The sequence below is a fragment of the Streptomyces sp. NPDC048462 genome (genome assembly GCF_043200175.1).
Classification (GTDB): Bacteria; Actinomycetota; Actinomycetes; order Streptomycetales; family Streptomycetaceae; genus Streptomyces.
In genome coordinates, this window is the sequence record NZ_JBICXG010000009.1 from 221,530 (window position 1) to 242,079 (window position 20,550).

The window sequence follows — 20,550 nt, forward strand, 5'->3', positions numbered from 1 at the left end:
AGTCACCTGATCCGCCGGACGGAACCTAGTGCCGCGTCAGTCAAGGTTTGCCCGTCAAGGAGCGGCGTCAGGTGCGTGCTCTCGGCGTGCCGGCCGGAAGCCCTTGTACTGGATGTACTTGGGTTTTCGGCCGGCACGCCGAGAGTGCGTGCCGGGCGTCGCGACGGGGCGGACCTTGGCTGCCGCGGCACTAGAGGGCCAGGGACAGCAGCACCGGTGCCGCGCGCCGGTTCAGGGTGTCCGCCGCCTCGCGCAGCCGGTGCGCGTCCTCGACGGGCAGCGAGAGCGCCAGGCATCCCGCCGACGCCCCGGCGGTCAGCGGCACCGCCGCGCACACCGTGCCGACCGCGTACTCCTGGAGGTCGAGCACCGGGACCGTCGCGGGCTGGCTGTCCAGCTTGGAGAAGAGGACCTGCTCGCTGGTGATCGTCCGCGAGGTCAGCCGTGCGGTCTTGTGCCGCGAGATGTGGTCGCGGCGGCCGTTCTGGTCCAGCTGGGTCAGCAGGCACTTGCCGATCGCCGAGGCGTGCGCCGCGGACCGGAAGTCCACCCACTCGTTGACCGCCGGGGTGCGCGGCCCGTCCGCGTACTGGGTGACCCGGATCTCGCCGTCCACGTACCGGCTTATGTAGACCGCCGCGCCGACCGAGTCGCGCAGCTGCACCAGGGCCTGCTGGAGCCGGACCTCCACGGCCTGTCTGCGGGCCGCGCCGGAGCCGAGCAGCAGCAGCGAGGCGCCGATCACGTACGCGCCGTCGGCGATCTGCTCGACGTACCCCTCGCGGCGCAGCATCAGCAGCAGGGAGGCGAGGTGCCCGACGGGCAGCCCCGTCTCCCGGGCGATCTGGGTGTCCGTCACACCGTTGCCGTGTTTGGAGACGGTTTCGAGAACACGAAGGGCGTACTGCACCGAATGGAACGGCGCGGTCGGTTCGGGCTTCAACGCCACGGTTTCCCCCTACCAGGTTGTGACCGCAAGCTCTGCCCTCACGATAGCCGCCAAAGCCCTGTTCAGGGGCTGGTGTTGACGACTCGGCGGTGCGCCCCGGCGCTGCGAACTGGGGCGCACTCGCTTGGCATATGCCAGAGTCAATGGCGAACGACGGATGCCGAGGTCACAGCACCGCGTTGAGGAATTCGCGCGTGCGTTCGTGCTCTGGATCCGTGAAGATTTTTTCCGGCGAACCGGACTCCACGACCCGTCCGGCGTCGAACATCAGCACCTTCTCCGAGACGTCCCGGGCGAAGTTCATCTCGTGGGTCACACAGAGCATGGTGATGTCGGTGTTGCGCGCGATGTCGCTCAGCAGTTCCAGGACACCGGCCACCAGCTCCGGGTCGAGCGCCGACGTCACCTCGTCCAGGAGCAGGATCTCCGGCTCCATCGCCAGCGCCCGCGCGATCGCGACCCGCTGCTGCTGGCCGCCGGAGAGCTGGGAGGGGTGGGCGTCGACCTTCGCGGAGAGCCCGACCAGGTCGAGCAGCTCCCGGGCCCGGGTCTCCGCCTTGTCGCGGTCCATGCCCAGGACGTTGACCGGCGCCTCGGTGATGTTCTGCAGCACCTTCATGTTCGGGAAGAGGTTGAACTGCTGGAAGACCATCCCGATCTTCTTCCGCGCCTCGCGCAGGTGCTTCTCGGAGGCCGGCTTCAGTGAACCGTCCGCCGCCGTCATGTGCGTCAGCGGATCGCCGTTGATCCGGATCACGCCGTCACTGACCTTTTCCAGCGTCATCAGCAGCCGCAGGATCGTGGTCTTGCCCGAACCGCTGGGCCCGATCAGGGTGACGTGCTCGCCGCGCTCGACCGTGAAGTCCAGCTGATCGAGGACGACATGGTCGCCGTACTGCTTGACCACCTTGTCGAAGCGGACCAGCGGATGCCCGGTGTCCTTGGAGGTGGAGACCGGCACGACGTCCTCGGGGGCCGTGGCCGCGGTCTTCTGCAGGGGGAGAGGTTCAGTGGCCAAGGCGCTTCTCCAGCTTTCTCATCAGCAGTGAGGTCGGGTAGCTCGCGACCAGGAAGATCAGGCCGGCGAGCGTGAACACCTCGGTGTACACGAAGTGCTCGGCCCCGTACTCACGGGCTTTGAAGACCATCTCCTGAACCGTGATCACGGCGAGGAACGGGGTCTCCTTGAACATCAGGATCGCGTAGTTCCCGAGGGCGGGCAGCACGTTGCGCACCGCCTGCGGCAGGATCACGGCCTGCCAGGTCCGCCGGGACGACATGGACAGCGCCCGGCATGCCTCCCACTGGCCCTTCGGCACGCTGTCGATCCCGGCGCGGTACACCTCGGAGGTGTACGTGGCGTAGTGGATGCCCAGCACCACGATGCCGATGTACAGCGGCTCCACCGAGCTGAACACGGTGGCGGCGCCGACGAGCTGGATCAGCAGCGGGGTGGAACGGATGAACTCCATCACCACCTTCACCGGCACGGTCACCAGCCGGCTCGGGGCCCGTCCGGCGACCGCGATCACCAGCCCGAGCACCGCGGCGACCACCGTGCCCAGCAGGGTGGCCAGCAGAGTGATCTTGAACCCCTGGAGGAGCAGGGGCAGGGCCTCGCCGACGGCGTCCCACTTGAATCCCTCGTTCACCGGGCACCTCCGGCGGCTGCGGCGGTCACGGCGCTGCGGGACTTGAACAGGCTGCCCCCGCCGGTCTCCAGGCCGAGGCGCCGTTTGGCGGACCGCTCCAGCAGGTTCATCAGCAGGGTCATCGCATAGGCCAGCACGAAGTAGCAGGCCAGCAGCGTCACGTACGCGGTGAGGGTCTCACCGGTGCGGCTGCGCAGCTTCTCGATGGCGGTCATCAGGTCGGCCGCCGAGATGAGCCACAGCAGCGGCGTGCACTTGAGCAGCTGGATCAGTAGGTTGGTGAGGGAGGGGAGCATCTGTACCCACGCCTGCGGCAGGATCACCTTGCGCATCCGGTGCAGCGGCGTCATGTTGAGCGCGATCGTCGCCTCGTACTGGGCGCGCGGCACGGAGTTGATCGCCCCGCGCACCACCTCGGCGCCGTACGCACCGTAGTTGAGGCCGAAGGCGAGGACACCGCAGAACAGCGGGGACAACTCGTACCCGGTCAGCGACGGCATCGCGTAGTAGAACCAGAACAGCTGGACGTACAGCGAGGTGCCGCGGAAGAACTCCACGACCACGCGGGAGACACCGCGCGACAGCAGCAGCCGGCTCATCGACATCAGGCCGAGGACGAACGACAGCAGCAGGGCCAGCAGTGCGCCGAAGACGGTGGCCTCCAGCGTCACCCACAGGCCCGAGCGCACCTGTGGGAGGTCGTCCATGAAGGCGGAGAAGAAATCACTCATGCGGTGGGTTCCGTCCCTGTCAGCCCTTGCACAGATCGGCCGTCTTCAGCGTCGTCGGCGGCAGCTCGGAGGCCCCGAAGCCGTAGTCCCGCAGCAGCTCCACATAGCGTGACTTGTCCGCGACGATCTTCTTCAGCTCGCGGTTGAAGGCGTCCCGCAGCTCCTCGTTGCCCTTGCGGAAGACCGCGCCGCCGGGGCTGTACTGCTTCTTCCCCTTGAGCTCCGGCAGGAAGGCGTCGGTGACCTCGGTGCCCGCGTTGGTCTTGGCGAGCCAGCGCAGCGAGATGCCGGTGAGCAGAAACGCGTCGACCCGGCCGCCCTTGACCGCGTCCGCGCCGTCCTGCGGCTTCTGCAGGGTCTTGATCTTGTCCTTGGATATGCCCGCGCCCTCGGCGTACGAGCCCTCGACCGCACCCGCCATCACGCCGATGGTGATCCCGGCCGCCTTCGCGGAGGCCAGGTCGGTGATCTTCTTCGGGTTGCCCTTCTTCACCATCATCGCGGTCGGCGAGATGAACTCGGGCTCCGAGAAAAGCGCGTTGGCGCAGCGCTCCGGGGTGATCGCCATGCCGGCGCTGACCACGTCGTACTTGCTGGCCTGCAGACCGGGGATCAGTCCGTCCCACTCGGAGAGAGTGGGACGCAGCTCGTCGACACCCAGGGCCTTGAAGATCTCCCGGTGCAGGGTGGGCGCCTCGCCCTTGAGCTCCTTGCCCTCCATGTAGCCGTACGGGGCCTCGTCGGCGTACGCCACCCGGACGAAGCCCTGCTTGCGGAGCTTGTCGAGGGCTCCCTCGCCGTCCGCGGAGTCGGCGCCGGTCTTGCTGCAAGCGGTGAGCAGGCCGGGGACGACGAGCAGACCGCCCACGGCTGCCGATCGGTTGAGAAAGCCCCGGCGGGACAGGTTCGGGAAATCAGCCATGGTTCGCAGTCTCCTGGAAGGTCGAACAGTCCGGACAGGGTGAACGCCTGCCCGCTCCCGTACGTCTATGCAGCAGGAGATCGCATGTAACCGAACGGTGGCCGGAGGGTGACCTTCCCGTGTCCGAAGTTGGGCGGAGCGCGACGAGATGTGTGCAGGGTGTACTTCCTTGCGGGATGCGACGGATGACGGGGTGTTATCAGCAGATGTCCGCAATGGGGTGATGAAGTCGGCATTGAACGGGCCGGGTTGGGGTCACCCGTCGAGATCCGTTCCGGGGATGTATCCGAGGCTTTTGTCCACCACGTTCGGCAACGGCTGCCCGGCGGAGCGCAGTTCGTACATCGTGACGAACTGTTCGCCCAGCCGGTCCCGCCAGCCCACCGTGTCGCCGCTCATGTGGGGCGACACGACCAGACCGGGCACGTCCCACAGCGGGCTCTGCGGGCCGAGGGGTTCCGTCGCGAAGACGTCGAGCGCCGCACCGGCGATCCACCGCCTGCGCAGCGCGTCCACCAGATCGTCCTCGACGACCATCGGGCCGCGCCCCACGTTGATGAACCGGGCCGACGGCTGCATCAGCCCGAAGAACCGGCTGTCGAACATCCCGTGCGTCCGAGGGGTCAGCGGCGCCGCGCAGATCACCCAGTCGGCCCGCGCCGCCAGCGGGTCCAGATCCTCCGCCCCGTGGATCGTGCGCCGGGCCGTGCGGCCCACCAGCGCCACCTCGACGCCCAGCGCCATCAGCAGCCGGGTGATCGCCCGCCCGACCGGCCCGGCGCCGACGACCACGGCACGTGAGCCCGCGACCGGAACGCTCTCGCGGTGCCGCCACCGCCGCGCGCGCTGGAGCTCCAGGGTCTCGGGCAGGTCCTTCGCGAACGCCAGCACCAGCCCCGCCACGTACTCGGCGATCGGCTGCTCGAAGACGCCCCGCGCGTTGGTCACCACGGTGTCGCTGTCCGCCAGCTCCGGGCAGAGCAGCCGGTCCACGCCCGCGCTCGCCGTGTGCACCCAGGCCGGTCGCGGCCCGTCACCCGGCCAGGCCTCCCGCACCGCGTCGGAGGTGAAGTCCCAGACCAGCAGGACGTCGGCGTGGGGGAGCTGTGCGGCCAGTCCGGCCGCGTCGGCGTGCCGTACCCGGACCCGTCCGGCCAGCCGGCCGAGCCGGGGCGGTGGATCGGCGTCCAGTACGAGCAGCACGGGCTCCGGCATGGGGGACGATTCCTCCCGCGTCGGCCGAGAGGCCCTGGGCGGGCTCCGTCCCCACGCTCGCAGCCGCCCCGGGCCCCGTCAACAGGTCGGGGCGATGACCGGGGCGGATGGGGGAATACTTGAACGGAGACGGGGGAGCTCCAGAAGACAGCCGGACGGCAGTCGCAAGGCAGCCGGACAGCAGCCGGCACACAGGAAGGGTGGACATGACGACCGTCGGATTCCTCTACCCGGGCCATTTCGCCGCGGACGACTTCCCGCGGATGGAAATCCTGCTCGACAGCACCATCAGACTCGTCATCAACCACACCGAGAGCCCCGACGACGCCTACCGCGAGGACGCCCTGCGGGCCCTGGGCACCCCCGGGCGGCTCGCGGCCGGCGCCGAGGAGCTGCAGCGCTCCGGGGTCGAGTCCGTCGTCTGGGCCTGCGACGCCGGCAGCTTCCTGTACGGCCCGCAGGGCGCCCGCGACCAGGCCGCGGGCGTGGCCCGGGCGCTGGGCGTACCCGTCTCCAGCACCTCCATCGGCTACGTCCACGCGGTACGGAAGCTGGGCGCCGCCCGGGTCGCCGTGGCCGCGACGTACCCCGAGGAGATCGCCGCGCGCTTCACCGCGTTCCTGGAGGAGGAGGGCATCGAGGTGCTCGCCACCCACGCGGCCGGTGCCGCCAGTGCCGCCGAGGCCGCGGAGTGGGGACCGGACCGGATCAAGGAGCTGGCCACCGCCGCGGACCGCCCGGACGCGGACGCGGTACTGCTGCCGGACACCGCCCTGCACACGGTCAGCCACCTCGCGGAACTGGAGGAGCTGCTCGGCAAGCCCGTCCTCACCGCGAACCAGGTCGCCGTCCGGGAGGCCCTGCGCCTCGCCGACCGCCCCGCCTGGGGCGCGCGGCTGGGCACGCTCTTCGCGTCCCGCGAGGCGCCGCCCGCCCCGGCCGAACCGCAGGCCCGGCGGATCTGGGGGAGCGGCCGCTCGTACGCGCACGGCGGGGGCCCCGGCGGGACCCAGGAATAACAGCGGGCCCGGGGCAACCGGGTCCCGGAATAAACGGAGTCATCCTCCTGTTTGTTCTCTCCGGACGTACGAGGGACATACGAGCACCATCGGAGAGGTCAGGACGTGGACGAGATTCGAGGCGACGAGATCCGTGGCAAGGCGGAGGGAACGGCACCCGTTCCGCTCTCCGTGCTCGATCTGGTGACCGTGGGCCAGGGCGGCACCGCGAGCCAGGCCCTGCGCACCGGGGTCGAGATCGCGCAGCTCGCCGAGCGGCGCGGCTTCCACCGCTACTGGGTCGCGGAACACCACTCGATGCCCGGCGTCGCCTCCTCCTCGCCGGCCGTGATCCTGGCCCACACCGCCGCCCACACCGAGCGCATCCGGCTCGGCTCCGGCGGTGTCATGCTGCCCAACCACGCCCCGCTCGTCATCGCCGAGCAGTTCGGCACCCTGGAGGCCATGGCCCCCGGCCGCGTCGACCTCGGCCTCGGCCGCGCCCCCGGCACCGACGGCGCCACCGCCGCCGCCCTGCGCCGCACGGAACGGCTGAACGAGGGTGCGGATGACTTCCCGCAGCAGCTGGCCGAGCTGACCCGCTTCCTGGACGACGACTTCCCCGACGGCCACCCCTACGCCCGCATCCACGCGGTCCCCGGCCCCGTCCAGGCCACCGCCGAGGGCGGCGTCCAGTCCCCGGGGCGCCCGCCCCTGTGGCTGCTCGGCTCCTCCGGCTTCAGCGCCCGGCTGGCCGGCATGCTCGGCCTGCCCTTCGCCTTCGCCCACCACTTCTCGGCCCAGAACACCATCCCGGCCCTGGAGCTGTACCGGGAGTCCTTCAGGCCGTCCGCGGTGCTGGACGCCCCGTACGCCCTGATCGGCGTCGCGGCCCTGGCCGCCGAGGACGAACGCGAGGCCCGCCGCCAGGTGCTGACCGGCGCCCTGTCGATGCTCCGGCTGCGCTCCGGCCGCCCCGGCCTCGTCCCGACGCCCGAGGAGGCGGAGGCGTACGCCTTCACCCCGATGGAGCGCGAGTTCGTCGACAGCTGGCTCGTCAACATCGTCCACGGCACCCCGGACGAGGTCCGCACCGGCCTCGACGACCTGGCCAAGCGCACCGGCGCCGACGAGCTGATGATCACCGCCAACGCCCACGGCGGCGAAGCCCGGCTGCGCAGCTACGGGCTGATCGCGGACGCGTACGGGCTGCCGGGAGCCTGACCCGAGCCGCACCGAAGAAGCCGGTCCGCCCCCTCTCGCGTTCGCGAGGAGGGGCCGGACCGGCTTCGGCGTGTCCGTTCCCGTTCCCGTGGCCGGGTCCGTGTCCCGGTCATCCGCTCAGCTCCGCGGCCCGCGGCGCAGGAACACCGCCGCGACCAGCACCCCGGCCAGCAGTGTGCCGCCGGCCACCAGCAGCGCCGCGTGCAGACCGGCCAGCAGCGTGGTGCCCGAGCCGGCGACGGCGGCCAGCCCCGCGACACCGATGGCGCCCACGAACTGCGGCATCTGGGCGAGGCTGCCCGCCACGCCCTGCTCGTCGTCCCGCAGCCCCGAGGTCAGCGTCGAGATGAACGCGACCACCGCGAGGACATGACCGAATCCCATCAGTCCCGACGTGATTAGCAGCAGCGGAAGGCTGCCGTGGGCCGGCAGCAGGACCATCGCACCCGTGCCCACCGCCTGGACCAGCAGGCCGGTCACCATCGTGGCCGTCGTGCCCCGGGCCGCGATCACCCGGGAGGCCAGCGTGCCGGCGACCAGCGCGGCCACACCCTCGGCGAGGAAGCCGAAGCCGGTGGCCAGCGGCGACCAGCCGAGTACGTCCTGCATGTACAGGCTCAGCAGCAGCGTCGCGCCGCCGCACATGGAGAAGGTGATCAGCCCGACCAGCGCGCTCCACTTGACCGTGCGGCGGCCCAGCAGCCCGAGCGGGACCAGCGGCGCGCTGTGCCGGGACTCCGTGACGAGGAAGGCCGCGAGCAGCGCCACCGCGGCGGTCAGCGCGGTCAGCGTCGGCGCACTCGTCCAGCCGGCGTCGGCGCCGGTCGAGATGGCGTACACCAGGGCGAAGAGGCCCCCGCCGGAGAGCAGGGCGCCCGGCACGTCGAGACGGCCCGCGCGGCGGGTGTCGGCGGATGCGGGGAGCACGGTCAGCGCGCCGACGAGGACGGCCGAGCCGATCAGTACCAGCAGCAGCATCGTCCAGCGCCAGTCGAGTCCGCTGGTGATGAGCCCGCCGCCGATGGTGCCGGTCACGAAGCCGAGCGAGAGCAGTGCTCCGTTGATCCCCAGCGCCTCGGTGCGCTGCGGTCCTTCGGGAAACGAGGCGGTCATCAGGGCGAGCGCGGTCGGTCCGATCATCGCGGCGGCGATGCCCTGTCCGGCCCGTGCGGTGATCAGCAGTGCCGGTCCGGTGGCGGCGGCGGCCAGCAGCGAGAGAGCGGTGAACAGCGCGGCGCCCAGGACGAAGAGCCTGCGCCGGCCGACCAGGTCGGAGAGCCGGCCGAAGAGCGGCAGCAGCCCGGCGGTGGGCAGCAGACAGGCGGTGGCCACCCACTGCAGGCCGCCCGTGGAGGCGAAGCCGAGATCCCGCCCGATCTCCGGCAGGGCGATGGTGATGATCGAGTAGTCGAGACCGGTCATGAACGTGGCCCCGCACAGGGTGATCAGGATCAGCAGACCGCGCAGCCCGAGCGCGGCGGCCCCGGGGCCAGTGGTGGCGGTCCGGGTGTCCTCGGACGGCGGTGAGGTGACGGTGGTCATCGGGAGCCTCTCAGCGGTTCGCAGGACTGGTGCCGGCCGCCAGGTCGTGTCGTGCGTTGCCGGCCGCGTCGCCCGCCCGGAAGGCGCTGATCAGCCAGGTGCCCGGCGATCCGCTGCCAACTTCCCGGTGCGGCGCGGTGGTTACGGATACGAGCTTCGGCCCGCACCGCCCGGCCGGTCCAATACCCGCTTCCATAACCTGGGGGCATGGATGTCGACACCAGGCTGCTCCGCTCCTTCGCCGTCGTCGCCGAGGAGGGCCATCTGACCCGGTCGGCCGAGCGGCTGTTCATCTCGCAGCCCGCCCTGACCAAACAGATCAAGCAGCTCGAAACGCTGCTCGGCGCCACGCTGTTCACCCGGTCCAGGGCCGGTATGGCACTCACCGATGCGGGGGCGGCGCTCGCGGCGTCGGTCCCCGCCGTGCTCGACTCCTGGGACTCCGCCCTCCGTACGGTCAAGAGCGCCGCCGGCCGCGCGGACCGGGTGCTGCGGGTCGGCTTCGTCGCCAGCGGGGCCAACGAGCTGACGCAGCGGATCATCGCGGACTTCGTCCGGCGGCGGCCGGGCTGGCGGGTCCAGCTGCACCAGACCCCCTGGGACGACCCGACGGCGGGTCTCGCGTCCGGGGACGCCGATGCCGCGCTGCTGCGGCTGCCGTTCCCCGGCGAGGAGGCGCTGGACGTCGAGGTGCTGATCACCGAGGACCGGTGGGTGGCCCTGCCCGCCGGCCACCGGCTGGCCGGTCAGGAGGTGATCGCGTTCGCGGACCTCTTCGACGAGCCGTTCGTCGCCACCCCGCAGGCCTCGGGCCGGTGGCGCGAGTACTGGCTGGCATCGGACGAGCGGGGCGGGCGGCCGGTGACGGTCGGGGCCGTCGCGCACAACCCCGACGAGTGGCTGAACGCGATCGCCAACGGCGACGGCGTCAGCCTCACCCCGCAGGCCACGGCGCGTTTCTACCAGCGCCCCGACGTGGTCTACCGCCAGGTCAGCGGGGTCAGCCCGTCCCGGGTGGGAGTCGCCTGGCCCCGTACGCCCGTGGTCCCCGCCGCGGTACGGGACTTCGTGCGCAGCTGTCTGGAGCTGCGGCCGGACCCGGACGGGGGCTGAGCGCCGGGCCCGCCGTCCCAGGCCTCCGGCGCGCGTCCGGCGCCTCAGGCCTCCAGCGCGCGGGCGCCCAGCAGTTCGGCGATGCGTTCCGGGGCGACCGCGCGCGAGTAGAGCCAGCCCTGCCCGGTGTCGCAGCCGATCCGGCGCAGCCGCTCCGCCTGGCCGGCCGTCTCCACGCACTCCGCCGTGACGGTCAGGCCCAGCCGGTGGGCCAGCTGGACCATCGCCTCGACGATCGTCTCGTCGGCGGGGCTGGGATGCGTGCCGTCCTCGTACCGGAAGCCGCGCACGAAGGCGCCGTCCAGCTTCAGTACGGAGACCGGCAGGCGGCTCAGGTAGGCGAGGTTGGAGTAACCGGTGCCGAAGTCGTCGATGGCGATGCGGACGCCCATGTCGCTGAGCGCCTGGAGGGACTGGAGCGGGCGGCCCGCCGAACCCATCACCGCGGACTCGGTCAGCTCCAGCTGCAGCAGCGCCGGGGCCAGGCCGGTCTCCGCGAGGATCTCCGCCACATCGGTCACCAGATCGGAGTCCCAGACCTGGCGGACCGCGACGTTGACGCTGATGAACAGCGGCGGCTCGGCCGGGTGGTCGAGCTGCCAGCGCCGGGCCTGACGGCACGCCGCCCGCAGCACCCAGCGGCCCAGCTGCACGATCGAGCCGTCCTCCTCCGCGATCGCGACGAACCGGTTGGGCGAGAGCATGCCGAACTGCGGGTGGTTCCAGCGCACCAGCGCCTCCACCCCGCGCACGACCCCGTCGGCCATGCCGACCAGCGGCTGGTACTCGATGGTGAACTCGCCGCGCTCCACGGCCGGGCGGAGGTTGGACGAGAGCGCCTGACGTGTCATCCGGTGCGCGTTGCGCTCCGGGTCGAAGAGGGTCCAGCGGGACTTGCCGTCCGCCTTGGCCCAGTACAGCGTCGTGTCGGCCGCCTGCATGAGACCGGTGGCCGAGGTGCCCGCCACGGGCCGCTCCACCACGCCGATCGACGCCGAGACGGAGAGCCGCTGCCCGGCCAGGTCGAAGGGCTTCTGGAGCGCGGCGAGCACGGTGCGGGCGAGCTCGGTCAGCTGCCGGGTGCCCGTGGACTCCTCGACCAGGATCGCGAACTCGTCCCCGCCCAGACGAGCCACCAGCGGGGCGCCGCTGGGGTGCGGGCCCTCCTGCTCGGCGCAGTCGGTGAGCCGGGCGGCGACGGCGGCGAGCAGCCGGTCCCCGATCCGGTGCCCCAGGGTGTCGTTGACGGCCTTGAAGCCGTCCAGGTCGAGGTAGCAGAGCCCGATCCGGCCGCGTTCGGGACGGGTGTCGTCCTGGAAGGGCGGGGTCTCCAGGACGGCCGAGAGCCGCTCGAAGAACAGGGTGCGGTTGGGCAGCCGGGTCACCGGATCGTGCATCTGCAGGTGGCGCAGCCGCTTCTGCAGCTCGCGCCGGTCGCTGACGTCCGCGACCGAGAGCAGCACCTGGCCGGGCGCGGCGCCGGGCTCCGGCGCATGGGCGCCCGGCATCGGTACGACGGTGATCTCGGCCCACAGGGAGCGCCCGTCGGGGTGCTTGAGCCGGCGGGTGCAACGGAAGCGGGAGCGTCTGCCGTGCAGCACCTCGCGGTAGGCGTGCCAGGTGCGGCCGTCCGCCGCCAGGTCGACCAGATCGGAGGCGGACTGCGCGGTGAGCGCGGGCCCGGTGATGCCGACCAGGGTGGCGAGGGCCTCGTTCGCGGTGACGATCAGGCCCTCGTGGTCGACGACGGCCATCGGGAGGGTGGCGGCGAGGAAGGCGGCCCGGTAGTCGTGCGGCTCGGACACCGCCGTCTCCCCGGTGCGCTCGGCCCCGGTCCCCTCGGCGGGCCATGACTCATGACGCTCCGTGACCGGTGGTCGTGGGGAAGAGGCCGCTGTGCCTGCCGGGGGCCTCGCCCCATCGGAGGTTGCGCTCACCGTTCGCTCCCGCCATGCAGTTCTGTCCCGGACAGGTCTGGTCGGACTGGCCCGCCGCGTGGAGCGCCGTTGTCAGGGGCGGAAATCGCGGAGGAAAGCGAGGTGAAGCATAGAGGCTGGCGGCTCGGCCGTTCCAGCGCCCCGACCGTTCCGTGCTGCGCGCCCGATATGCATGGGCCATTCGCGCGCAGATCCGGTTTGCCCACACCTGATCGTTTCTGCGCGGCTCTGTTCTCTCCGGTTGCATCGGTGATCGATTGTGACTGTCCGTGAAGGAGGTACGTGTCCTGGCCACTGACCCGACTGGGGCAGCTCAACAGGACGTAACGCCCGAACCGCCACAGGGTGGTCGGGAGGGTGCTGAAGGTCCCAGGCGTCCGCACCCCGCACCCGGAGGTAGATGTGCCGCGTCAGCACGGACCCGGAGGAGTGGTGAGGCCGAGTCCGCGCGCTGTGACGGCCGGCCTGATCTCCCTGCTGGCGGTCGCCGCCACCTCCCTGGTCGCGGGGCCGGCCGCGGCCGCCACCGGGGCGGCCGCCGCCTGCGCGCTGCCGCGGACCGAGGCCCACCACTCGCTGGGCCTCGACGAGTGGAACGGCGCCTACCCGCGCCCCGACCATCCGCTCGACGCGGTGATGGTCTTCCTGTCGTTCCCGGATTCCCGGCCGCTCACCACCCCCGCCGAGCTCACCTCCGACTACTTCCCCGCCACCACCCGGTTCTTCCAGCGCGCCTCGTACGGGAAGTTCACCCTGCGCCCGCACCCGCAGAAGCGGTGGATCCAGATGCCGGATCCGTCGGTCCGCTACGGCATAAGGCGTGACTGGGCCGGCGACCGGCGCAGTGCCTATCTGCACGACGCGATCGCCGCGGCCGACCCCGAGGTGGACTTCTCGAAGTACGACATCGTCTACCTCGTCGCGGACCCGGACGCCCCGGGCGTCGACTCCGACGCCACCAAGGTCGTCAACTTCGACCGGCCGCTGCACGCCGACGGTACGGACATCAGGCGCGTCGTCACGGTCTTCGAACAGCACCCGCCGGACCACAACGTGCTGGCCCACGAGACCGGACACGTCTTCGACCTGCCCGACCTCTACCACCGGCCGCAGGACGGCAAGGGCGACTGGGACACCTACGTCGGCGACTGGGACGTGATGGGCAGCCAGTTCGGGCTCGCGCCCGATCTCTTCGGCTGGCACAAGTGGAAGCTGGGCTGGCTGGATGACCGGCAGGTGGTCTGCGTCCAGAGCGACCGGGTGGTGACCCTGGAACCGATGGCGGCCGTGCCGGTGCCCGGCGCCTCCATCGGGACCCGGCTCGCGGTGATCAGGACGGGCGAGGGCAGCGCCGTGGGGATCGAGGCCCGCAGCGCCACCGGCAACGACCGGTCGACGTGCAGCGAGGGCGTGCTGCTCTACCGCATCCGCAACGAGACCCCGTCGGGCGGCGGGCCGGTCGACGTCATCGACACCCACCCCGGCACCGACGCCTGCTGGGACCAGTCGGTCTACCCGCCGCTCGCGGACGCCCCGCTGCGGGTCGGTGAGACGTTCTCCGTCCCCGGCGGGCACACCACGATCGAGGTCGCCGACCGGACCCCGTCCGGCGCCTGGACCGTCCGGATCACCACCGGAACGTAAGAGGGCCGGCCCATACGAAAAAGCCCCCTCGCTCTCGCGAGGGGGCTTCTTCCGTCTGTGCGCCGCCAGGGACTCGAACCCCGGACCCGCTGATTAAGAGTCAGCTGCTCTAACCAACTGAGCTAGCGGCGCCTGCTGACGTCGTAGACCTTAGCACCCTGATCGGCGGGAGGAAAAATCGAAATACGAGGCCCCGAGGAGGGCACCGACCGGGCCACCCGCACACAGGCCCAGAGCAGTACGTCGGGCCCCGGCAGCCACGGGCTGCGGGTGTCGGGGGCGACCACCCAGCGGGGGCCCGAGGCGTTCGGCCCGCAGGTCAGGGGCGGTACGGTCACCGCGTCCCCGGTGCCGTGACAGAGCAGCGGGGGCATCTTCCGGCCGCTCTCCTCCTGCCCCGCCGCGCCCCTCTCGGACCGGGACGCGGGACCCCCGCCCCACTCCTCCCAGTCCAGCAGCGAGGGCAGCCGCTGGGCGGTCCCGGGGGAGGCGAAGAGCAGCATCCGGCCCCGGTGCAGGGCGACCGGCCCGGAGCCCGGACCGTCCGCCCAGAGGTGTTCGAGCATCCGGCGTCCGAAGAGCGTGGGAACGTTCACCACGTCGAAGGCCGAACCGCACGGCAGCACGCCGGGGGCGGACGGGTGCGACTCCCACTGGCTCAGGGCGCTGCGCGGATACGCGGCCGCGCCGGCCAGCCAGGCGGCCCCGGCCGCGGTCACCTGAGCCGTCTGGTTACCGGCCTGCTCGCGCAGGACGGCGAACACGTCAGCGGCCCGGTCCTCCCGGTAGGGGCCGTCGCCGTGATGCAGGGTCGTTTCGTCTGGCAGCCATGCGGTCATGCACACAGGTCTACCGGGAGTGATCAAGCGGATTCCGAGAGTTGCCGGAAACCGGGACAGGCCGGGGTGGTGAGGAGTATCTTGCCCCCGGGCATATGCCAGCGGTTCTACCCGGAGCGGGCACCGGGCGGGAGGCGGCGGGCAGCACGCCGGAGCCGCGAGCAGGCCGGGCGGCGGGTCCGTACGCCGGCACCTCGGCGGCTCAGGGCCTGGGGTCGTTCAGCAGGCTCCTGCCGAACTCGACCATCTTCGTCGCGTAGTCCTCGGTCCACTCCGCCCGCTGGGCGATCTCCGCCGTGGTGAGCCGGTCGAACCGGCGCGGGTCGGCCAGCTGGGCGGCCGCGATCGCCTGGAACTCGACGGCCCGGTCGGTCGCGGCGCGGAACGCCAGGGCCAGCTCGGTGGAACGGCTCAGCAGCTCCTTCGGATCCTCCATCGACTCCAGGTCGAAGAAGTGCTCCGGATCGGCGACCGACGCCGACGGCTCGAAGAGCAGGGGGGCGGGGCGCAGCCGCTGCCGCTCGTTCCGCTCGGGTTGTGCCATGTGGTTGTTCCTCCTCCGGTGGGCCCGACGGCCACCCTCTATTGTCCAGCCCGCCGCAAGGGCGCCCGGGGCCTGTCCGGGGGCGTGCGCCGGACCGCTTCCCGCGCCCCCGGGCTCAACGCCCCCAGCGCACGCGGTGTTCCGACAGGTGCGCCAGCACCCGGTGGTTCGCCTCCCAGCCGTCCGGGAACTTCACCGTGACGCCCAGCTGGACCGGTTCCGTCGACGGGTGCTCGTCGAGCAGCTCCGCGACGCCCGCGCGGCACACCACGATGCAGGCATGCCGGTGGCGCGAGGCCAGTACGCACAGCCGGCCCGTCTCCAGGTGGAACGCGGTGGCGTCGGGCCGCCCCGACAGCGGGTGCAGGACCACCGTCACATCGAACTCGCGGCCCTGGAGCCGGTTCGCGGTGTCCACCGCCACGCCCGTCACCCCCAGCTCCGCGAGCGCCGCCCGCACCGCCGCCGCCTGGTCGCGGTGGGCCGTGCCGACCGCGACCCGGTCCGCCGTCACCGGGGCCGGGTCCGGGGAGCGCTCGCTGGTGGCCGCGCCGCCCCGGTCCAGCAGCCGGCGCACCACCGTGGCCACCGCCCGCACCGCCTCGGGGTCCGTGCGCGGGGTGTGCCGGGCCGGCAGCTCCAGCAGCCCCCAGCCGGACTCCGCCGCCTCGTCCAGCACCCGGTCAGCCGCCGAACCGTCGGACCCGACACCGAACGACAGCAGCCGGTCCCCGTGGTCCGTACCGCTGCGGAACGGGGTGTACGGGTAGAACGCGTCCGAGACCAGCTGCGCGGCCGACGCGGGCAGCCGCCAGGAGACCGGCAGCCGGCGCTGCGGCAGCTGCGGATTGTGCGCCAGCAGGGTGGAGACCGCGCTCGCGGACGGGTCGTAGCTCAGCCCCGCCCACTGGTCCGCGCCGACGATCGAGAACGGGTCCAGCTGGCCCGGATCGCCCACGAACAGCGCCCGTTCGAAGAGCCCGGCGACGGCCAGCAGCGCGTCCGAACGCATCTGGTAGGCCTCGTCGACGATCGCGTGGCCCCACGGCTCGACGTTCTTCACATGGGCCCACTTGGCCGCCGTCGAGATGACGATGTCGAGCCCGGCCAGATCCGCCGCCTTCGCCGACTTGCGGACGTTCTCCAGCCCGTCCAGCACCTTGTCGTACGGGTCGGAGTCACTGCTGTGCAGCCGGCCGACGGGCAGCCCGGGGTCCTTCTCGGCCAGCCGCACCACCAGGTCGTCGACCTGGGCGTTCGTCTGCGCGACGACCATCAGCGGGCGCCCGGCCGCGGCGAGTTCGAGCGCGGCACGCACCACCAGGGTCGACTTGCCCGCGCCCGGCGGGGAGTCCACCACGATGCCGCGCGCCGTGCCGTTCAGCGTGTCGTCCAGGATCTGGGCGGTGGCCCGGCCCGCCGCCGCCCCCGGGTCGAGTCGGTCGCTCACAGCACGTCCTCCGGAGTCACGGGGTCGGGGCGCTCGGCCGTCGCGTCGGCGCCCGGCGGGCCGCCGTGGGTCCACGGGGTCTCCTCCGGGTCCGGCAGCTTCGGGCCGCCGCGCTGATCGTGCTCGAACAGGGTCCAGGCGATCCTGTCGCCCGGTTCCGGGACGGACCCCGGGGCCGGCTCCTTTCCCCGGCCCATCCTGTCGGTGATCCGCAGCACCAGCGCGGGCGGCTCGCCCTCCTCCGCCGGCCCGTACCCGGCGAACTCCGCGGTCTGCGGCTTGCCGTCCAGCGAGCGGTAGACCTTGACCCGCTCACCCAGCTGCGGCTGCTCGCCCGTGCGGACGGTGACCAGCGGGCGCGGCGAGGGCCGCTTGGACTCGGTGTACGTCATCTCCACCGCCTTCACCTCCCCGAGGAACGCCTCGCCCGCGAGGCGCCGGCCGGCCAGCACCAGCGGATCGTCCAGCGCCTCCTGGGCCTCCAGCTGCGCCTGGGCGGTCTCCCGGGACGCGAGCTTGCGGGCCGCCGTCACCGCGTCGTCCCGGCGTGGCTGCGGCGGCTCCCCGGACCGCACCCGGTCGCGGTGGCCGGTGAACGACCAGCGGTCACGCGTCCAGCGGTCCCCGGCCCTGGCACCCTCGGGCAGCTCCCGCAGCAGGTCCAGACCCCGCCACACGGCGTCCCAGGTCGGCCGCAGCACACTCGCCAGCAGGGCCCCGATCTCCCGCTCGGCCGCCGTCAGCGCGGCGAGCCCGGCATCGGCCGCCAGCCCGTCCTCGGCGGCGGCCAGCGCGGTGCGCGCCCGGTCGTACCGCTCGATCGCGGGGGCCAGCAGCCGGTTGTCGAAGTCCGGATCGGTGGCCGGTCCGGCGGGCGGGCACAGCAGCTGCCCCGCGCCGTCCCGGGCCAGCTCGGCCCGGAGCGCCGCCTCCGCCCCGGATACGCCGGCCGGCGGGTCGACCCAGGAGAGCAGGGCGCCCAGATGCTGGTCCTCCAGGCTGGACTGGCCGCTCGCCCAGTGCCGGTTGAGCAGATCGGTGCAGGCCAGCAGCAGCGAGGAGCCCGGCACCCGGGCGCGCTCGCCGTAGTGCGTGAGCCAGCGGCCGAGCAGCGGCACGCGGGCGGGCGCCGGATACGGGGTGTCCGGATCGTCCTCGGCGGTGCGCCGGAACCGCATCGAGCGGCCGAGCAGCCGGATGAACTCGATGCCCGCCCGGCTCGGCACGATCAGCTGCGCGGCGTCCGTGCACAGCTCGGTCTCGACCTTGACCTTCTTGCCGGTCGCGGGGTCGCTCTCACTGCGTTCGGCGGGCTCGACCACATCGGCGTACGACTCGATGTGCGGCAGGACCGCCTCGGCCAGCTCCGCGAGGAAGGCGAACCGCAGGTCCCGGTCGCGCGGCTGGGCCACGACCAGCAGCCGGGGCGCGTCCCGGTCGGTGCCGACGAGCGCGCCGAGCGGGGCGCCCGCCTCGCCCGCGGTGGTCAGCGGCACCAGGACCAGCGGCCGGTCGGTGAGGCGGCGGTGGCGGACCGTGGCCAGCGGCTGCGCGCGGCCGCTCTCCACGGCCTCCAGCCTGGCCAGGGTGGAGATCAGTGGCACGAGGACCCGCTCTCCAGCGCCTCGGCGCGCAGCGCGGCGGCGCGGCGCAGCGCCGAGACCGTCGGATCCGCCGGATCGCCTTCCTTGCCGGCCGCCGCGGCCAGCACCGCGCCGACCGTGGTCAGCCCGCCGAGCTCACCGCGCACGCTGCGCCCCAGCGCCTCCACGGCGCCCTCGGTGCGGGCCCGGCCCCGGCAGTGGAAGGCCAGTTCGCAGGCTGCCAGGCACTCCGGCGCGTATGCCGCGGCGACCGACTCGACGGCGCGGTCCAGCTCCTCGGGGGAGCGCTCCGGGTCGAAGGTGGTGCCTTCGGGCAGGGTTGCCGCGATGTCGTCGATCCGGGTGAGCCGGGTCAGCTGGCGGCGGGTGACCGCACGCTGCTTGCGCACGTCCACGACGGACGCGGCCGGCAGGTTGGAGAAGTCCTTGGGGCAGACCAGCAGTACCCGGTGGCCGACCTCCGCCCCGTCGGTGGCGGCGGCGATCCGCTCCAGCGCCAGCACGTAGACCGCGGACTGGCGGGCGGCCGCACCGACCTTCGCCGCGTCGGCGGAGCCGTCGATCATCGGGAAGGACTTGATCTCGACGACGGTCCAGGTGCCGTCGGGGTGCACCACCACCGCGTCCGGTTCCAGATAGGCGGGCGAGCCCGCCACCTCCAGGGCCAGCATCGGGTGGTCAAGGAGCGCCCAGCCGCCCGATCCGGTCGCCTCCCGCAGGGCCAGCGCGGTGCGCGCGGCGCGGCCCTCGGGGCCGGCGGCGCTGAGATCGGGCACCGCGACGTCGCGCGGCGGTTCGCCGGGGCCGCCGAGCCGCTCGTGCAGCAGCCGCATCAGCTCCGTACCGCCGTCGGCCTTGACCTTGGCCTCGAAGGCGTTGCCCCGCATGAAGGCGAACTGGGACTGGCCGAAGGGGGCCGGTGAACCGAGCGCGGTGGCCAGGGCGGCCTTGTCGACACCCGCCCCGTCGAGCAGGGCGCGCCGCTTGCAGCCGGGGTTGGCGGCCAGGGCGGCCAGTGCGCGGGCGTCCAGCGGACGGGGCGCCACGGCCGGGCCCCTCAGCTCAGCGAGCCGCCGCCGCAGTGTCACCGCCGGCGGACCGTCCCGCCGCGCTTCCGGCCGCGGCGGGGACGTCGGCCGGGGCAGGTGGACCTGCCGGTGCCGCGGCATCGGTGGGATCTGCGGAGGAGGTCCGCTGGCCGGGGATTCGCTCACCCGCGGAAGTCTTGCATCCGGCACTGACATCCGGGGAGTCCGTGGCCGGGCTCACCCGTACGAAGCGGGCCTTGGCCGCGTCGGCGACCTTGTTGGCGAGCCGGGTCACCGGCCGGGCCAGCAGGGCGCCGAAGCCCATTACGGCGGCGCCGGCCACCGCGTCGAGGAAGTAGTGGTTGGCCGTACCCATCACCACGAAGATGGTGATCAGGGGGTACGCGATGCCCGCCGCGCGGACGAGCGGATGCCGCCCGTGGCGCCAGATGAGGATGCCGCACCAAAGCGCCCAGCCGACGTGCAGACTCGGCATCGCCGCGTACTGGTTGGTCATTCCGCCCATGCCGCGCGGGGCGCTCGCCTCGGTGCCCCACCAGCCGTACGAGCTGTACTGCGCCATCGTGTCCACGAAGCCGTGTCCCGCGGACAGCAGCCGGGGCGGGCAGGTCGGCATCAGCGTGAAGCCGATCAGGCCGAGCATGGTGGAGGTCATCAGCCAGGTGCGGGCCCTGCGGTAGGCCTGCGAGTGCCGCCGGAACATCCATATGAGGACGGCGGGGGTTATCAGGTAGTGCAGCGACGCGTACGCGAAGTCGGCGGGTATCCCGATCGACGAGTGCGCGGTGAGCAGCCGGTTCAGGGGGTGCTCGAAGTTGATGCGGAGTGTCTGTTCCAGATCCAGGATGCGCAGCCCGTGGTCCACGGCCGTCGACACGTCGCCGCGTACCAGCAGTCTGCCGCCCGAGTACGCCGCGTACACCAGGGCGAGCAGCGGGAGCTCGGTCCACCAGCGGGGCCGGGGGCGCGGCGCGGGCGCGGTGGTGGCATGCGGCATCCGGAAGTTCTCCATCATGTGTTCATGCGGCCGACGGCGGACGTTCAACCGTACGGTGCGGTGCGGCCGGGATTCCCCCAGGGGTGCCGCCGGCACCCCTCAGCCGCTCTGTTCGGTCTGCGATGTGTGGGACGCCGATG

General features: G+C 72.4%; 18 protein-coding genes and 1 tRNA gene. 4 read left to right on the forward strand and 15 right to left on the reverse strand.

Going from position 1 to position 20,550, the window contains the following annotated elements; genetic code table 11:
• Nucleotides 1–190: 190 nt before the first annotated feature.
• The 6 genes from ACGFU6_RS18065 to ACGFU6_RS18090 all read right to left on the reverse strand — a co-directional run bounded on the left by ACGFU6_RS18065 (nucleotide 191) and on the right by ACGFU6_RS18090 (nucleotide 5,469).
• Nucleotides 191–949, reverse strand: a complete 759-nt coding sequence (locus ACGFU6_RS18065; RefSeq protein ID WP_393611844.1) for an IclR family transcriptional regulator — start codon at nucleotides 947–949, stop codon at nucleotides 191–193.
• Nucleotides 950–1,115: 166 nt separating this feature from the next.
• Nucleotides 1,116–1,967 carry an ectoine/hydroxyectoine ABC transporter ATP-binding protein EhuA gene (gene ehuA / locus ACGFU6_RS18070; RefSeq protein ID WP_393611846.1) on the reverse strand — a complete coding sequence of 284 codons (852 nt, stop codon included), beginning with the start codon at nucleotides 1,965–1,967 and terminating at the stop codon, nucleotides 1,116–1,118.
• Entirely contained in the window at nucleotides 1,957–2,601 is a 645-nt protein-coding gene (ehuD, locus tag ACGFU6_RS18075) for an ectoine/hydroxyectoine ABC transporter permease subunit EhuD (protein WP_393611848.1), read from the reverse strand. The genes ehuA and ehuD overlap by 11 nt, the downstream gene beginning before the upstream one ends.
• Nucleotides 2,598–3,332 carry an ectoine/hydroxyectoine ABC transporter permease subunit EhuC gene (gene ehuC / locus ACGFU6_RS18080; protein WP_393611850.1) on the reverse strand — a complete coding sequence of 245 codons (735 nt, stop codon included), beginning with the start codon at nucleotides 3,330–3,332 and terminating at the stop codon, nucleotides 2,598–2,600. The genes ehuD and ehuC overlap by 4 nt, the downstream gene beginning before the upstream one ends.
• Nucleotides 3,333–3,351: 19 nt before the next feature.
• Entirely contained in the window at nucleotides 3,352–4,254 is a 903-nt protein-coding gene (ehuB, locus tag ACGFU6_RS18085) for an ectoine/hydroxyectoine ABC transporter substrate-binding protein EhuB (RefSeq protein ID WP_393611852.1), read from the reverse strand.
• A 255-nt stretch (nucleotides 4,255–4,509) separates the two neighbouring features.
• Nucleotides 4,510–5,469, reverse strand: coding sequence for a D-2-hydroxyacid dehydrogenase (locus ACGFU6_RS18090; RefSeq protein ID WP_393611853.1), 960 nt, complete (start codon nucleotides 5,467–5,469; stop codon nucleotides 4,510–4,512).
• 206 nt (nucleotides 5,470–5,675) lie between these two features.
• Between ACGFU6_RS18090 and ACGFU6_RS18095 the strand changes: the two genes are divergently transcribed.
• Nucleotides 5,676–6,488, forward strand: coding sequence for a decarboxylase (locus ACGFU6_RS18095; RefSeq protein ID WP_393611855.1), 813 nt, complete (start codon nucleotides 5,676–5,678; stop codon nucleotides 6,486–6,488).
• 105 nt (nucleotides 6,489–6,593) lie between these two features.
• On the forward strand, nucleotides 6,594–7,691 hold the full coding sequence (locus ACGFU6_RS18100) for an LLM class flavin-dependent oxidoreductase (protein ID WP_123525845.1): 1,098 nt from the start codon (nucleotides 6,594–6,596) through the stop codon (nucleotides 7,689–7,691).
• A gap of 117 nt (nucleotides 7,692–7,808) precedes the next feature.
• Here the strand turns inward: ACGFU6_RS18100 and ACGFU6_RS18105 are convergent, their stop codons facing one another.
• Nucleotides 7,809–9,233, reverse strand: coding sequence for an MFS transporter (locus tag ACGFU6_RS18105; RefSeq protein WP_393611858.1), 1,425 nt, complete (start codon nucleotides 9,231–9,233; stop codon nucleotides 7,809–7,811).
• Nucleotides 9,234–9,440: 207 nt separating this feature from the next.
• On the opposite strand from ACGFU6_RS18105, the gene ACGFU6_RS18110 reads away from it, so the two are divergent.
• Nucleotides 9,441–10,346 (forward strand): LysR family transcriptional regulator, encoded by a 906-nt coding sequence (locus ACGFU6_RS18110; protein ID WP_393611859.1) that lies wholly within the window; start codon nucleotides 9,441–9,443, stop codon nucleotides 10,344–10,346.
• A 44-nt stretch (nucleotides 10,347–10,390) separates the two neighbouring features.
• Here ACGFU6_RS18110 and ACGFU6_RS18115 read toward each other — a convergent pair whose 3' ends face one another.
• Nucleotides 10,391–12,283 carry a putative bifunctional diguanylate cyclase/phosphodiesterase gene (locus tag ACGFU6_RS18115; RefSeq protein WP_393611861.1) on the reverse strand — a complete coding sequence of 631 codons (1,893 nt, stop codon included), beginning with the start codon at nucleotides 12,281–12,283 and terminating at the stop codon, nucleotides 10,391–10,393.
• A gap of 429 nt (nucleotides 12,284–12,712) precedes the next feature.
• On the opposite strand from ACGFU6_RS18115, the gene ACGFU6_RS18120 reads away from it, so the two are divergent.
• Nucleotides 12,713–13,927: a M6 family metalloprotease domain-containing protein gene (locus ACGFU6_RS18120; RefSeq protein WP_393611863.1), complete on the forward strand. Its 1,215-nt coding sequence runs from the start codon at nucleotides 12,713–12,715 to the stop codon at nucleotides 13,925–13,927.
• A gap of 58 nt (nucleotides 13,928–13,985) precedes the next feature.
• On the opposite strand, the gene ACGFU6_RS18125 is transcribed toward ACGFU6_RS18120, so the two are convergent.
• The 7 genes from ACGFU6_RS18125 to ACGFU6_RS18155 all read right to left on the reverse strand — a co-directional run bounded on the left by ACGFU6_RS18125 (nucleotide 13,986) and on the right by ACGFU6_RS18155 (nucleotide 20,410).
• Nucleotides 13,986–14,059 (reverse strand) — tRNA-Lys (locus tag ACGFU6_RS18125).
• Nucleotides 14,050–14,766, reverse strand: a complete 717-nt coding sequence (locus ACGFU6_RS18130) for a bifunctional DNA primase/polymerase (protein ID WP_393611865.1) — start codon at nucleotides 14,764–14,766, stop codon at nucleotides 14,050–14,052. The genes ACGFU6_RS18125 and ACGFU6_RS18130 overlap by 10 nt, the downstream gene beginning before the upstream one ends.
• A gap of 202 nt (nucleotides 14,767–14,968) precedes the next feature.
• Nucleotides 14,969–15,310, reverse strand: a complete 342-nt coding sequence (locus ACGFU6_RS18135) for a hypothetical protein (protein ID WP_393611866.1) — start codon at nucleotides 15,308–15,310, stop codon at nucleotides 14,969–14,971.
• A 115-nt stretch (nucleotides 15,311–15,425) separates the two neighbouring features.
• The gene (locus ACGFU6_RS18140) at nucleotides 15,426–16,760 is read right to left on the reverse strand and encodes an AAA domain-containing protein (protein ID WP_393611868.1); all 1,335 of its coding nucleotides are present in this window, start codon (nucleotides 16,758–16,760) and stop codon (nucleotides 15,426–15,428) included.
• Nucleotides 16,757–18,364 (reverse strand): hypothetical protein, encoded by a 1,608-nt coding sequence (locus ACGFU6_RS18145; protein WP_393611870.1) that lies wholly within the window; start codon nucleotides 18,362–18,364, stop codon nucleotides 16,757–16,759. The genes ACGFU6_RS18140 and ACGFU6_RS18145 overlap by 4 nt, the downstream gene beginning before the upstream one ends.
• Nucleotides 18,355–19,533 carry a hypothetical protein gene (locus ACGFU6_RS18150; RefSeq protein WP_393611872.1) on the reverse strand — a complete coding sequence of 393 codons (1,179 nt, stop codon included), beginning with the start codon at nucleotides 19,531–19,533 and terminating at the stop codon, nucleotides 18,355–18,357. Before ACGFU6_RS18150 ends, ACGFU6_RS18145 begins: the two co-directional genes overlap by 10 nt.
• Entirely contained in the window at nucleotides 19,427–20,410 is a 984-nt protein-coding gene (locus ACGFU6_RS18155) for a phosphatase PAP2 family protein (protein WP_393611907.1), read from the reverse strand. Before ACGFU6_RS18155 ends, ACGFU6_RS18150 begins: the two co-directional genes overlap by 107 nt.
• Between the last annotated feature and the right edge of the window lie 140 nt (nucleotides 20,411–20,550).